This is a genomic window from Bacillus sp. FJAT-26390 (assembly GCF_001682865.1).
GTDB lineage: Bacteria > Bacillota > Bacilli > Paenibacillales > Paenibacillaceae > Pristimantibacillus.
Map to the genome: position 1 here is coordinate 721,302 of NZ_MAQX01000032.1, position 13,852 is coordinate 735,153.

Annotated in this window: 12 protein-coding genes; 7 read left to right on the top strand and 5 right to left on the bottom strand. The window is 47.3% G+C overall.

The window, feature by feature from the left end; all coding sequences use genetic code 11:
* Positions 1-180: 180 nt before the first annotated feature.
* The 3 genes from A7975_RS24000 to A7975_RS24010 form a co-directional block, all read right to left on the bottom strand.
* Positions 181-411, bottom strand: a complete 231-nt coding sequence (locus tag A7975_RS24000) for a hypothetical protein (RefSeq protein ID WP_053373130.1) — start codon at positions 409-411, stop codon at positions 181-183.
* A 112-nt stretch (positions 412-523) separates the two neighbouring features.
* Positions 524-1,783, bottom strand: coding sequence for an ATP-binding protein (locus A7975_RS24005; protein WP_065386779.1), 1,260 nt, complete (start codon positions 1,781-1,783; stop codon positions 524-526).
* Between the two features lie 103 nt (positions 1,784-1,886).
* Positions 1,887-2,240 carry a thioredoxin family protein gene (locus A7975_RS24010; protein WP_255314496.1) on the bottom strand — a complete coding sequence of 118 codons (354 nt, stop codon included), beginning with the start codon at positions 2,238-2,240 and terminating at the stop codon, positions 1,887-1,889.
* Positions 2,241-2,329: 89 nt separating this feature from the next.
* Here A7975_RS24010 and A7975_RS24015 point away from each other — a divergent pair, with 89 nt between their 5' ends.
* The 7 genes from A7975_RS24015 to A7975_RS24045 all read left to right on the top strand — a co-directional run bounded on the left by A7975_RS24015 (position 2,330) and on the right by A7975_RS24045 (position 12,014).
* On the top strand, positions 2,330-3,541 hold the full coding sequence (locus A7975_RS24015) for a hypothetical protein (RefSeq protein WP_065386780.1): 1,212 nt from the start codon (positions 2,330-2,332) through the stop codon (positions 3,539-3,541).
* A complete protein-coding gene (locus tag A7975_RS24020) occupies positions 3,538-6,486 on the top strand; it encodes a DEAD/DEAH box helicase (protein ID WP_065386781.1) in 2,949 nt (982 codons plus the stop codon). The genes A7975_RS24015 and A7975_RS24020 overlap by 4 nt, the downstream gene beginning before the upstream one ends.
* Positions 6,487-6,946: 460 nt before the next feature.
* Positions 6,947-8,215: a GTPase HflX gene (gene hflX, locus A7975_RS24025; protein ID WP_053373135.1), complete on the top strand. Its 1,269-nt coding sequence runs from the start codon at positions 6,947-6,949 to the stop codon at positions 8,213-8,215.
* Positions 8,216-8,552: 337 nt separating this feature from the next.
* Positions 8,553-8,900, top strand: coding sequence for a mediterrocin family bacteriocin (locus A7975_RS24030; protein ID WP_065386782.1), 348 nt, complete (start codon positions 8,553-8,555; stop codon positions 8,898-8,900).
* A gap of 86 nt (positions 8,901-8,986) precedes the next feature.
* Positions 8,987-10,960 (top strand): DUF1430 domain-containing protein, encoded by a 1,974-nt coding sequence (locus A7975_RS24035; protein WP_065386783.1) that lies wholly within the window; start codon positions 8,987-8,989, stop codon positions 10,958-10,960.
* Positions 10,957-11,574 (top strand): ATP-binding cassette domain-containing protein, encoded by a 618-nt coding sequence (locus A7975_RS24040; protein ID WP_065386784.1) that lies wholly within the window; start codon positions 10,957-10,959, stop codon positions 11,572-11,574. Before A7975_RS24035 ends, A7975_RS24040 begins: the two co-directional genes overlap by 4 nt.
* Complete coding sequence (locus A7975_RS24045) at positions 11,562-12,014, top strand: hypothetical protein (RefSeq protein WP_053373139.1); 453 nt, start codon at positions 11,562-11,564, stop codon at positions 12,012-12,014. Before A7975_RS24040 ends, A7975_RS24045 begins: the two co-directional genes overlap by 13 nt.
* A gap of 118 nt (positions 12,015-12,132) precedes the next feature.
* On the opposite strand, the gene A7975_RS24050 is transcribed toward A7975_RS24045, so the two are convergent.
* Together A7975_RS24050 and msrA are read right to left on the bottom strand one after the other, a co-directional pair.
* On the bottom strand, positions 12,133-13,053 hold the full coding sequence (locus A7975_RS24050; protein ID WP_065386894.1) for an aldo/keto reductase: 921 nt from the start codon (positions 13,051-13,053) through the stop codon (positions 12,133-12,135).
* Positions 13,054-13,158: 105 nt separating this feature from the next.
* Entirely contained in the window at positions 13,159-13,836 is a 678-nt protein-coding gene (gene msrA / locus A7975_RS24055) for a peptide-methionine (S)-S-oxide reductase MsrA (protein ID WP_141680395.1), read from the bottom strand.
* Between the last annotated feature and the right edge of the window lie 16 nt (positions 13,837-13,852).

Genomic DNA, 13,852 nt, shown 5'->3' on the forward strand with positions numbered 1-13,852 from the left:
AAATTGCTAATATGCCTATGGTCGTCATTTTAAACAGCCCCATTTCTCATGCATGTATTTACCATTGCTATTTTTCACGGAAACAATGGCAATTATGTACAAAACATCATCATGCCTATCGCTTTTTTGCAACAAAACAAAAAACCACAACCTCGGGGAGGCTGTGGTTAGTCGTACATATTAAGCTTTTCCAAGGATCTCATCTATTTCGCTTTTCAGTAATAGATATCTGTGGACGCTGCGATTAATCGCTACCTTCGTTAGGTTATGCTTAAGCACATACACCTTCATCTGGTCCTTTGTAAGGCCTAAGAGATCGCCGGCCTCGGTTACCGTCAATACAACCTGCTTGCTCGTCGCATTAAACGTCTTTTTTACTTTTTGATCCCAGTCTTCAAATACTACCTGCATATTTCCGACTCCTTTATCATAGTCAATGTTCTTTATTGACTGCACCTCTTAATTATAACACGAACCGTGCCATAATCTTAGCTGGATAAAAATTTTAACGGAAATATGATGATTAATTTGCTTTCGGGAAGCTGAAATAAAACTCCGTTCCTATTCCGAGCTCGCTCTTAATATCAATTTTCCCGTTCATCTTCTTAATAATGCTAAAGGAGACCATCGTGCCAAGGCCCGTTCCCTTTTCCTTAGTCGAATAATAAGGCGTGCCCAGCCTCTTCATCTGCTCAGGGGCCATTCCGCTCCCATTATCGCTTAATACAATCAGGGCATGATCATCACGGATATCCGTTTTGAGCACTAATAAACCGCCGCTTTGCATCGCTTCGATCGCATTTTTGCCAATATTAATTAAAGCTTGGCGGAATTTATTGCGGTCCCCGTGTATGTGGAATTCCTGCTCTTTCATTGTTTTCACGTCAATCTCTATATTGTGGTAGTTGGCATAGGTCATTAGCACATTGGCTAAGTAATGGATCTCATGATTGATATTGATAGCTTCGACAACCTCAAGGTCAGGCTTGGCAAGCGAGAGGTAATCGGAAATAATAAGCTCCGCACGGTCCAGCTCCTCGAAGCAAATCCTTTTATAGGTTTCCTTCTTTTCTTTGCCGAGGTCTGCTGTAGCGAAGAGATGAATGAAGCCTCTAATCGTTGTTAGCGGATTACGAATCTCATGCGCGACGGAAGCGGCCATGTCACCGACCACCTTCAGCTTCTCGCTTCTAACCATCTCCTCTTGCATGAGAAAAAATTGATCTTGGATATGGATGACATAAGCGCATAAACCCGCAATTACAGCTTGCAGCAAATACGTTTGCAAGGTGCCCATTGGATTCGCCAGCAGCAGCTCCATTTCTCCGATCAAAGCAAGGTATATCGTGAAGGTAATCAGCTTAATGAGCGAGCAAAACACGATAACAACCGCAACTTTCCGAGCAAGGCTTAACGCATGAAAACGCTTGTAAAATAAGGCAAGAACAACAAAGCTCGGCAGCAAGGAAATGACGTATTCCAAGCCATTTGGGCTGTTAAGAAAAAAACGGTACAGCATGAGAACCACATACAAACATATGGATACCTGTATGCCTCCGTAAAGCGCACCGATTGCTAGCGGAATCGATCGGAAATCGTAGATTAAGCCATTAAGATGGATTGGAAACGACATCGTCATCATGATGGACAACGAGAAAAGGATACTTACAAAAAAGCGATAAAGAACTTTGTTGCCTTTGGCTTTATGAATATACGGGTATACAGCAAGAGGGGAGCAGATAATGAATATATTCAATACAAAATCTTTAAAGTAACCTAACATAAATGACCCCCGTAAGCTCATTTTCCCCTGAAATTTACTATTTTTAGCAATTCTCTTTTAATATATCATAAAACCAAAATAATTGGACTAAAAAAAACGCAAACTACTCGTCCATGTTCTTCAGTAGCTTATACAAATAATCAACCGACCGCATCGCATATTCAAATTGTATAGGCTCGCCGTCCTTTAGCAGGACGAGACAGGGCACGCTCGTAATTTTCCAGGCATTGCGCAGCTTTGCCGCATAATTGATATTTATTTTATACAAGGTAACAGGAACCTCGGCTGCGTCGACGATTTCCAGCATGCGCTCAGCCACCTTGCACGTTCCGCAGAACGGCGATGAAAACAGAAGCGCATCCTTCCCGTTGCCGATCCGATTCAGCTTGAGCCAATCCGCCTCTTGTATTTCAAGAATAGCCATCGTTATCTTTCCTTCCTCTAACCCTCTGATCATGCTCATGGAATTTCCTAGCTTCGTATAGATAAATGATATAATAAGGTTTATTGAAAATAAACCATATTCGTTCGGGAGACCTATCCGTCATGAAACCAATAAATACGATGAATATTGCCGAATGGCACGGGCTGTTCAAGCTGCGTACCGCCACTTTGGCCGACCATACCCGGAACCCCTCTTTCGTAAAGGAAGCCATGGCGTCCATTAACCAAATAAAGCCGGCGCTTTCTTCCGGACGCGACGCGCTGTTCACGCTTCATGCCCATCTTTATGTTCTCGGGCTGCTGCTTAACCGAACGCCGAATGCTGCGCCGCAGCCGGGAGCATTTATCGGATTTCATACGCATGCCGCTATTTCCGATGTGGGAGAGGCGCTTGAGCATCTATTCGAAAATAAACCGGAAATCGCAGACGAACCTGCCTACTGGCCTCTCATCGAGGAGACAGTAGGCTATTTGCGAAGTCTTATGCTGACGGATTCGGGAACCAAGCCTTACTTCACCGAATGGTATTTGCGGCTTTGGAGATGCTGGATTTCCCCTTATCAGGGAGACGCAAGCCGTTTTGCGGACGAGCTTCGTCAGCTGCAATCGGCGCCAGCTGTGCTTGGCCCAGCGCTTTCCGAGTACCCATGGCTGCTTGCCCAAAGCTGGTTATGCTTTTATTTAAAACGCGATGAAGAGGCGCAGGCTTATCTGATAGAACTGAACAAAAGGTCCGCCGTTCGTCCCGAAGATCTGTTCCCTATGCTTGAAATGCTCCAGACGGGTGAAGATTGGCAGCGCCTGAAGGGCTGGCTTGTGGCTGCTGCGCCGTTAGTGGAGAGTGCGCGGTTGAATAATTTAAAAAGCTTTTATCAGTACTGGGACGGCGTTATTGCTCATATTCCCCAAGCCGAGCAGCTAATGTGGGAGCCTCTTGTTCAGATGCTGCCTTATACGAACACCATCTACGAGGAAAAGCTGCTCCACTTCGCCAAGTGGCAGCAATGGATCGACTTCCAGATCAGTAAAGGAAGCGAGCCTCTTGACTATCGCGTCGGCGTTCTTGCTCCAATCGAGAAAGAAACGCCTGAGCTGCTGCTTCCCTTCTTTCATCAGGCAGCGGAGAGATATGTCTTGCTCAAAAATAGGCACGGCTACAAGATGGCGGTGAAGCTGCTCAAACGGCTCTCCAAGCTGTACAAAAAAATGAAAAACGAAGAGCGCTGGGAGACTTACATCACTGCCTTCGCCGCGCGCAACAGCCGCCTTCGCGCCCTGCAGGAGGAGCTTCGGAAAGGAAAACTAATCCCATGAGCATATATACAAAATCCATTGCCGTTCACGTTAATTTAACGACGCATGGCGATGCCCTTTTTTACGGAGTGAGCAGTACGGACGAATTCGTGAGCGGCCTAAGCTTAAAGCAAAGCTTGTTTGCCTGGCATGAGCCTTCCTTCTACGGAACGGAGCTGGAGGTGCAGCAGGTTCAGGGACTAGAGCTTGTTCTGCTTCCTGCGGAGCAGGTGCTTCCTTTCTTTGCAGAAAAGAGGCTGCTTGCGCATATTGAGTGGGTGTGGGGAGGATTAGCCGAGCAGCTCCTTCTGCTTGCGCCTCTGCTGGCTTCGGAGATCGAAGCCAAGCGCTATATGCCAAGCTTCTCCGCTTTCCGAAGCGGCAAGCTGCAATGGACCTGGGATAACACAGCCTTAAACAAACAAATACAAGCGGCGCTGGATGCGGCGGATGCGGACAAAGAGGTTCTGGACGGCTTGCAAGCGGCGTTCTCTGCTGTCCTATTTGACGTTTATTACGGGACGGAAACGACTGCCGCCGATTTGCGAAGAGAATATCCGCTGCTATTCGCCAAAAATCATGCTGCTTCAGCGGGATTTGATGCACTGGCATGGCTAATTGCAATAGGCTGGAAAGCCGATCAAGCCTCCTTCCGTCCTATCCTTCAGCTAGTGGAGCCCGAGGAAATGGAAGCGCCTTGGCAGCTTAAGCTCGTTCTGCAGGATAAGCTTGACCAAGCGGTGCTTGTACCGGTACGCCTCTCCGAAGCCGGTGAAGCGTTCGGCTCATGGCCTGCAGCTTGGTCGAACGCCATACGCGAGCGCTCTGCCGGCTGGTTGAATAGTTTGCGCGCCTGTCTGCCAAGAGAGCGGTTAGGCGGAAATGCCGACGATCTGTTAAACGCCCCTTTGGAAAATGATGCCGCATGGCGCTTCCTTGCCGTTGACAGCCCGCGCCTGCTGGATGCAGGCTGGCAGGTGCTGCTCCCCGCCTGGTGGGAGACGGCAAGCCGCAAGAAGCCGCGGCTTCGCGCCAAGGTCAGCACCCGCGAAGAAGGCTCCGGCGAGTCCTTGTTTGGGCTTGATACGCTGATTGACTTTGATTGGCGAATCGCTATTGGCGAAACCGATCTTACCGAAACCGAGTTCAACGAGCTGGTTGCCCGCAACGAGCGGCTGGTGCGCTTCCGCGGGCAGTGGATAGCGCTTGATCCCGCCTTGCTTGCGCAAATTCGCAAAGCAATGGCAGGCATTGACCGCTCTGAAGGGTTGTCCTTCCAAGACGTGCTACAGCTTCATTTGCTAAGCAGCAGCGAGGGGCAGGAGGATGAGCAGCCTGAACAAGAAATGGAGCAGGCGCAGCGTATCCAGCTCGAAGTCGAGCTGAACGAGCATCTCATGAAGCTCGTCAGCCAGCTCAATCAAAAAGCGGATTGGCCGGTGCTTGACGTCCCTTCCGGGCTGAAGGCGGAGCTGCGCGCTTATCAGCGCGAGGGTTATGCTTGGCTGTCATTCTTGCGGCGCTTTGGGCTGGGCGCCTGTCTCGCTGACGATATGGGGCTTGGCAAAACCGTGCAGCTTATCGCTTATTTATTAAATCTCAAGGAAAGCGCAGCGAATGCGGACGATCGGCTTCCTGCACTAATCATTTGCCCGACCTCGGTTCTCGGCAACTGGCAGAAGGAGATCAGCCGTTTTGCGCCATCGCTTAACGTTATGCTTCATTACGGCAGCAGGCGTCTCGAAGGCGGCGCTTTCCATGCCGGCCTTCCGCATACCGATGTCATTCTAACTTCGTTTGCCACGGCAACGCTCGATCAGGAGCTTCTGAAGAGCTTTACTTGGGAAGCGATTTGCCTCGACGAGGCACAAAATATTAAAAACGCCCAGACTAAGCAGTCCACGGCGGTCCGCAGCTTGTCCGCCAAGCATCGTATCGCGCTGACCGGCACGCCAATCGAGAATCGCCTATCGGAGCTATGGTCGATCTACGACTTCATGAACCCGGGTTTTCTAGGCAGCGCCCATGGCTTTCAGCAGCGATTTAGCAATCCCATCGAGAAAGAACGCAATATGGAGCGCACCGCGGATTTGCAAAAGCTCGTCAAGCCGTTCATGCTTCGCCGCAAGAAGAAGGACCCTGCTATCCAGCTGGATTTGCCGGACAAGAACGAAATGAAAACCTATATCCACCTGACGGCCGAACAGGGCGCCCTCTATAACCAAACGGTCAATCAGCTTATGGACCGCATGCAAAAGCTCGAAGGCATCGAACGAAAAGGCGCTATTTTATCCGCCATTATGCAGCTCAAGCAAATATGCGATCATCCGATGCTCCTCGCCAAGGAATCGATTCAAGAGATTGCCGCTTCCGCTGGCAAGGACATCGATACAGAGCCGCTAATCAGCCGTTCCGCAAAGCTTGAGCGGCTGCTCGCCATGGTGAGGGAGCTTCGGGACGAGGGGGAGCGCTGCCTTATTTTCACCCAGTATATCGGGATGGGAGAGCTGCTTAAAGCCGTGCTGCAGCAAGAGCTTCAGGAGCCGATTCTGTACTTGAACGGCAGCACATCCAAGCCGGCGCGGGATAAAATGATCGAGAGGTTCCAATCGTATGAGCTGCCGCCCGCCGAGCAGCCGAATGTGTTCATTCTGTCGATCAAAGCCGGCGGTGTCGGGCTAAACCTTACTGCGGCTAACCACGTGTTCCATTTCGATCGCTGGTGGAATCCCGCCGTCGAGAACCAAGCAACCGATCGCGCTTACCGCATGGGGCAAACCCGCGATGTCCAAGTGCATAAATTTATATCGCTTGGCACGCTGGAGGAACGGATCGATGAGATGCTGGAAAACAAGCAGCAGCTTAGCGAAAATGTCATCTCCAGCTCGGAAGGCTGGATAACGGAGCTTTCGACGGAAGCGCTGAAGGAGCTGTTTACGCTGCGTCAGGATTGGAGCGACTCCTAAATTTACCCAATATTTGTTCGGTTATGACTTGCCGTTTCACGGACGGTTGTGCTACACTGTTTCTAATTTAAAGGAACGGAGGGTTACGTGTGATAGACTATATCCGAGTTAGGTCTTTGCGCAGCTGCTAATTGAATAGCGCCAAAGCTCTGCCTGTGTGCAGAGGACTCAGGATAGGTCTGCCATTTTAAAGGTAACCCATAATTATTGAATACGGCCGCATGCTAAGGGAGCACTCCCTTTTGGCGTATTCGCCTTTGGAACGGAATTTCCATATGCAAATAAGAACCTCGGCTCGTGCAGCAGGCGGATTTTCGCCTACTCATCGCGCCGGCTCCGTTGTTCTTTGCCTATGGATGACCCCATTTTCCTTGATTTCCTCTTACCCATAACTGTGAACACAGGCAGAGCTGCCTGTGTTTTTTTGTTTGACCAAATAACCGTAAGAGGATGATGAATAATGGAACAACCGTTGCAAAAGGCGATTATCGTCGGCGTCCAGCTTCAAAATCAAACTGATTTTGCTTACTCCATGGAGGAGCTGCGCAATCTGGCTGCCGCCTGTTATATAGAAGTTGCTGATGAGCTTAGCCAAAAGGCAGCCCGCATCAATCCATCCCATTATATCGGGACCGGCAAAATACAGGAGCTGCTCGCGCTGCTTGAAGCGCATGACGCGCATGTCGTCATTTTTAACGATGAGCTGTCTCCATCCCAAATTCGCAATTTAGAGGCTGCTTTGGAGCGGACGGTCATCGATCGGACCATTCTGATTTTAGATATTTTTGCGGAGCGTGCCAAAACGAGGGAAGCGCAGCTTCAAGTCGAGGTAGCTCGGCTCCAGTATATGCTCCCCCGCCTGGTCGGCCTTCGGGCATCATTAGGACGGCAAGGCGGCGGGGCCGGCCTCAAAAATAGAGGCGCCGGCGAAACGAAGCTGGAGCTTGACCGCAGGCGCATTGAGGAGCGAATAACAGCGCTGCAAGCTGAGCTGGATAAGCTCGTTGCTAGGCGCCAGATTCAGCGGAAGCAGCGCCAAAAGAACGAGGTGCCCGTCGTCTGCCTCGTCGGCTATACGAATACGGGCAAATCCAGCTTAATGAATGCTTTGCTCGAAAACGGCAATCCCGGCGGCTCGCATAAGCTGGTCTTTGCCCAGGATATGCTGTTTGCTACGCTTGAGACATCGGTGCGAAGCATTGAGCTGCATGACAATAAATCATTTTTGCTTACGGATACGGTCGGCTTCGTCAGCCAGCTCCCCCATCACCTTGTTAAAGCCTTCCGCTCGACGCTTGAGGAAGTAGCTGAAGCGGATCTGCTGGTGCACGTCGTCGACTACTCCCATGAAGACTACGAGCAGCTCGTCTCCGTCACGAACGATACGCTTAAGGAGCTGGGCGCCCAGCATATTCCGACCATCTACGCCTACAATAAATGCGATTTGACGGAGCATGCTTATCCAGCCGTACAGGACAATAAGGTCTACCTCTCCGCGAAGAAAAAGAGCGGTTTGGATGAGCTGATCGCGCTTGTCCGCGATCATATTTTTGACGACTATATGGAATGTGAGCTGTTGATTCCTTTCAGCCAAGGCCGATTGGTCGCCTACTTCAACGAGCATGCCCATGTTCAATCAACGGACTATGAGCCGGAAGGCACACGAATGAAACTGGAATGCCGTGTAGCCGATTTCGAGCGATATCGCAATGAAGTAACCGTGCTTTAACCGCAGGAAAACCAAGCCTAGCTTGAATTATCCCCCTTAGAATAACAATCGGAATAAACCTCTGGTTTGCCCGATGAAATTCTAAGGGGGTTTTTTTTCATGCCCGTAATGGACGTGTTCCCGCAAAAATCTTCTACTAGCCCCTAAGGTATTCCCTAAAGGATATTAAGGGACTTGTACATTTTCATAGGGAGACAAGCTCCGCACGATAAATTATGCTAGGTAAGGATTGAAGATGTCGGCCGACAAATCTTAATTGGTGTAGGAGGGGAATCAGTCAAATGAACCCCTGCTCCTCATTTTTTAATTTAATCATAATTTTAGGAGGAATTTTAAAATGAAAAAGCTGTTTATTTCCGCTCTTATCGCCGTAAGCGCATTGTCTGGGCTCGCTACTAACGCATTTGCTTTCGAGAAAGCGCACGATAGCGTAACCGAAGGGAAAACCTTCTCTTCCTCTTGGCAGCTAGCCGATCAATCCGTTGGGGTATGGGAAATGAAGTATGGTTTCAATACGGCTTGGATCAATGAGGATTATACGCATACCTATCATAATTCCCTTTCCTCCACGGCTGTTGTTAGAAATGACAATGGAACCTATGACAATCAAGCCGGATCCCAAAAGTGGGCAAAAATTGAGGTTACTCACAATGGCACGAAAATATTTTATAAAATCAAATTTTAATTAAAGCCTATATGCCTTTAGTTACCGTTCAGGCGCCCGGCATTGGGAACTGAACGGTAACATCAATAACCTCGGAGGTCAGCGTTTTGAAAACGGTTAAGTATATAATAAGCTTCTGCATTCTATTTGTAGGCGTACTGATTATCGGTGAAAGCCATACCTTTCGCCTGAATAACTTCTATACGGAATTCGATAATACGACCTTATATTTACAACGGAATACAACGGAGCAAGAAATGATAAAGGATATTCTTGAGTCCGCCGCTCGGAATGAAGTCGAAGTATTTACTTACATCAAATCTCCCCGAAGTACGTATCTTACTGAAATCGAAATTTACGGCACAGCGCGTGTCGAACAATATATGAACAAGCATTTAAATATTTTTGCAAAGGAATATCCGAGTATATTTTTGGAGGATTTCCGCTTTGCTTTCCATCATTTAAATGATATTCAGGGCATTAAGAGCATGAATGATTACTATGTCATCGGCAGCAACGAAAAAGTGAAGCAGTTCAAGCTTGATCTCATTGATAAATACGCTGGAAATCACCCTAAGGAAGGTTACGCCAGCAATGAATCCAGGAATACCATCATCGCCATTTGGGCTCTAATCCTATCGATTATTTTACTGTTATCCTATTATGACGTGATTTATCAAAAGAAAGAAAATCTGATCAGGGTTTCGTTGGGAGAACCGATAAGCAGGATCGTTTGGAAAAACATTTTAGCGGACACGCTCTGCTTCGCCTTATTATTTGCCTTGATTTTATACGGCTTATCCCGTTATACGTATGTTTTTTTCGGGTTCCAGCTTTCGCTCCTCTTCTTCTCTATTTTATTAATTGCAAACGCGCTGTTATATATCAATCTATATCATTACAATCTGAAAGAAGTTTTTTCAAATGTCAAAGGCGGGTCCAAAAAGCTGCTATCGCTTAATTACGGCTTAAAGCTGGTGACTGTTGTCATTACGATTTTTGTCATATCGAGCAATGTGGTGCTAATGGTTGAATCGTATCAGCTGTATCGACAAAAATCCTTTTTCGCAGATCACAAAGACTACTCCTTTACAAGATTAGAATACCGGGTTATCGATTATGGCAAAGGATCTTATGATTTGAGGACAGAAGACGCAGAAAGGGCTCAAGCTGCCTTCTACAAGCAATTTTTCAAGGAGTCCGATGCCATATTGTTATCCGGAACCAATCGTTTGTTGGACGGAAAGGGATTAATCGCAAATCGCAACGCGCTTGCATACTTATCCAGCGAAATTAAGGAGCTAAAGGGTCTAAAGCTTAACAAAGATATTTATTTCCTTTTGCCTAAAGAACGGTCAGGCAGCGCTGTGGACTTGGATGAGCTGAAGAATACGGTACGGTCTTATGAAGGAGAGGATTTCACCTACGATTATGAAGTTATTTATTATGAGGATAACGTGGACATCGTCCGAATTGACGAGGATATGGTATACGGCAGCGATCTGCTGAAAAATCCAATTATTATTTATTACAACTTGCCACCAGACGCTCTTGAAAAGTTTGATAAAGACACTCATTACTTAGCCCGTTCTACTGAAATTATGTATAAAATGTCGGATGGCCCATTTAATCAATTCGTGCACGACTATCAGTTAACAGGTCAAATCGTCACAAAAACGAATGTTCTGGATAGCTACAATAAGAGCTGGAATATCGCCAAACGAATCTTATATATGAACTTTATATTTAGCCTTTTAGTATTGTTTTTAGAATTTATAATCATTACCTCCATCATTCGTTTGGAGTACGAGGTAAACGCCATTGAGCTTTCGATTAAAAAAATTTTGGGTCACAGTATACTCGAGAAAAACAGAAAAATCATTCTGATGACAAGCATTACGACGATCGTGAGTATTGGATCAACGGTAGTTGCCGCGATACTTCTTGGATTGGATAAAGTCTACTATTTAACTGCTGCGGGTATCGTTATTCTTGTGCTGGAATTGTTCGTAATCACCTTCTATATACGGCGCATCGAAAACGTTAAAGTCCAAAAAATATTGAAAGGAGGGAGCGTATGATTGAGATCAAAAATGTAACCAAATCGTTTGAAGAGAAGCTATTATTTTCAGATTTTAGCTTAACCATTGAAAATGGGGATTTTGTTATCTTTTCCGGTCCCAGCGGCTGCGGTAAAACGACATTGCTTAATATGATCGGAGCTATCGAAAAAATAGAGCGCGGCTCCATCCTTGTAGACGGTATCGACATTAGCGTTAAAAAAAACCATCTGGGTTATTTTAGAACCAAAATTGGCTTCTTATTTCAAAACTTCGCATTAGTTGACAATAAAACGGTTAAAGAAAATTTGAAAATGATCCGCAAGGACTGCAAAACAGACCTTACCATCGAAGAGGTGTTACGGATTGTAGGGCTAGAGGATAAAATAAACAAAAAAATTTATACCTTATCTGGCGGGGAGCAGCAGCGGATCGCGTTGGCTCGGTTAATGCTTAAGAAATGCGACATTATTTTAGCAGATGAGCCGACAGGATCACTTGATAAAAACAATGCAGAGGTTGTAATCAGCATCCTCAAGCAACTGAATAAAGAAGGTAAAACCATCATTCTTGTTACACATGACGATGAGATTAAAAAACAAGGAAGCAGGGTCGTAAACTTATGCGTAAGTTAATGAAAAATAAATTTCTTATGGTTGTGCTTGCTGCACTTATCCTATTTGGCGTTTGGAACTTGGCTTGGCTGTTCATAACAAAGAACCGCTATCATGATTTTACGGAAGCTATACCTAAAACAGAAGGCGGCTCGTATATTACAACAAAGGATGGGTACATCTACAATGTGAAACTGCCCGATTACCTGCACTTCACAGGGAATTTAGGGATCGCTAATCATGATAAAGGGGAAGCCCTTATTATATGGCCCTTAATAAATGGCGGCTATGAGTATGGAATCCGGCTGCAAAAAGACGGAGTAGCCCATGAAATCTATGTGGATGAAAATATGAACCCCATCGATAAGAACGATACGGATTCCGTGCAGCTCATTGAGAAATATAAAGCTGAAGCAAATGGGCTGCTGGCTAGAGCAAATGAAATGTGGGATTTGAACTAACGCAAAAAGCAGCCAAATGAAAAAACACCCCTTAGAATGAGCATCGGAATAAACGCTTGGTTTATCCGATGAGATTCTAGGGGTATTTTTTTACGCTATATCATAGGCGTTAGCCAAGTTAGATGCTGACATCCTGCGGATGCGGCTCAGTGAGAAGGTCTGCGGCTTTGGCGTTGGCTTCAACCTGCTCGGCGTCCTTGCAGCCCGGGATAACTGCGGTAACTGCCGGATGCTTCAAGCACCATGCCAGCGCCCAGCTAGCCATCGTTACGCCTTGCGGAACTTCTTCCCGCTGGATATGCTCCACCTCGAGCAGCTTAAGCCGCGTATTCTCGGCATCATGCCTGTGGCGCACATCGGTCTCGCCGAAGACTGCACCCGGCTTGTATTTGCCGCTCAAATAACCACTCGCGAGCGGAACGCGGGCAAGCACGCCCAAATCCTGCTGCTGGCAAGACGGGAATACGCGCTCTTCCGGCGCGCGGTCAAGCCTGTTGTAGACAACCTGAATGACGCGTGAATTCACTTTGGATGACGCCTCCGTTTGATGAAGGTTGTCATTGCTTCCAATCGACGTGCCTAGAAAACGGATTTTGCCAGCTGCTATTTGCTTATCCAGTGCGGTCCACAGCTCATCGTTGTCGAAGGACTGGTCCGGTCCGGAATGGAATTGGTACAAGTCAATGTATTCAAGCTGCAGTGCCTTCAGCGATGCATCAAGCTGGGCAATGACCCCCTCCGCGTTAAAGGAATCGGTGCGAGTGAAACGCTCATGAAAGTGATGCCCGAACTTTGTCGCAATGATCCAATCCTCGCGGTTGCGGCGGCTGATATAATTCCCGATCAATGATTCCGAGAGATGATCGCCATAACATTCAGCGGTGTCAATCAGGTTAATGCCAAGCTCATGCCCTTTGTCGAGAACCAGATCCGCTTCCTTTTGCGAATATTCCCGGCCCCACTCCCCGCCAAACTGCCAGGTTCCAAGACCAATTACCGATACGTTTAACCCCGTGCTTCCAAGTCGTCTATACTTCAAGCTCATCACTCCTTCGATTTGATCGGATGCCTGTCTCATTCATTTTACCATTCTTAGCCACAGGTAAGAAATAGCTTGGTCCGCCTATATCGGAATAAGCAATTCCTACCACCGAATTCGCTTAACGAGCTCCACCATCCGCTTCTGCACATCCGCTTGGAACTGCCAATGCTCGATTTCATTCACGATGCGCTCCAAATTCGTATAGCCCTTGGCCAAGCCATTCAAACGGGCAGCTAAGGTGGAGTCGATCAGTTCTTCCTGTGTGGGATACCATTCACTAAGCTTCTCCATGGCATCGGGATACCTCTTCAAATAATACTTTTGATGCCGATCCTCGGCAGGATAAAACTTCGCAAAAGGAGCGATTTCCGTACTTGGCTCCGGTACTCCATGCACGGTCCGTTTTTTCAACACACGCCTAATCGTTTCAATTTGCTGTGCATCCGTATAAAACAAGATCGATCTATACTGCCGCCCCTTATAATCATTGATGTTATCCGGGTTATGGTTGTCCCAAAACACCTCTAAAATCTCTTCAAAAGAAACGATTTCCGAGTCAAAAGCAATCTGGATCGTCTCCGAATGATCTCCCATCTGCCTGTAGGTCGGGTCCGCAGCGGTGCCGCCAGCATAGCCGACACGCGTTCGAACCACGCCAGGCAAATGTCCGAATAATGCCTCCGGACTCCAAAAACAACCCATTCCAAGCGTTGCGGCCATAATGCTGCTGTGCAAAAACGAAGCCTCGCTTCTTCCAGCTTGAAAGCCCGATTTGTTCATTTTCCGCCCTCCTTAT

Excerpts from the sequence above, each read along its gene's own strand:
- hflX (WP_053373135.1), top strand. The coding sequence starts at position 6,947 with ATGGAACAACCGTTGCAAAAGGCGATTATCGTCGGCGTCCAGCTTCAA.
- A7975_RS24010 (WP_255314496.1), bottom strand. The coding sequence starts at position 2,240 with ATGATCAGAGGGTTAGAGGAAGGAAAGATAACGATGGCTATTCTTGAA.
- A7975_RS24020 (WP_065386781.1), top strand. The coding sequence starts at position 3,538 with ATGAGCATATATACAAAATCCATTGCCGTTCACGTTAATTTAACGACG.
- A7975_RS24040 (WP_065386784.1), top strand. The coding sequence starts at position 10,957 with ATGATTGAGATCAAAAATGTAACCAAATCGTTTGAAGAGAAGCTATTA.
- A7975_RS24045 (WP_053373139.1), top strand. The coding sequence starts at position 11,562 with ATGCGTAAGTTAATGAAAAATAAATTTCTTATGGTTGTGCTTGCTGCA.
- A7975_RS24000 (WP_053373130.1), bottom strand. The coding sequence starts at position 411 with ATGCAGGTAGTATTTGAAGACTGGGATCAAAAAGTAAAAAAGACGTTT.
- A7975_RS24030 (WP_065386782.1), top strand. The coding sequence starts at position 8,553 with ATGAAAAAGCTGTTTATTTCCGCTCTTATCGCCGTAAGCGCATTGTCT.
- A7975_RS24015 (WP_065386780.1), top strand. The coding sequence starts at position 2,330 with ATGAAACCAATAAATACGATGAATATTGCCGAATGGCACGGGCTGTTC.
- A7975_RS24005 (WP_065386779.1), bottom strand. The coding sequence starts at position 1,783 with ATGTTAGGTTACTTTAAAGATTTTGTATTGAATATATTCATTATCTGC.
- msrA (WP_141680395.1), bottom strand. The coding sequence starts at position 13,836 with ATGAACAAATCGGGCTTTCAAGCTGGAAGAAGCGAGGCTTCGTTTTTG.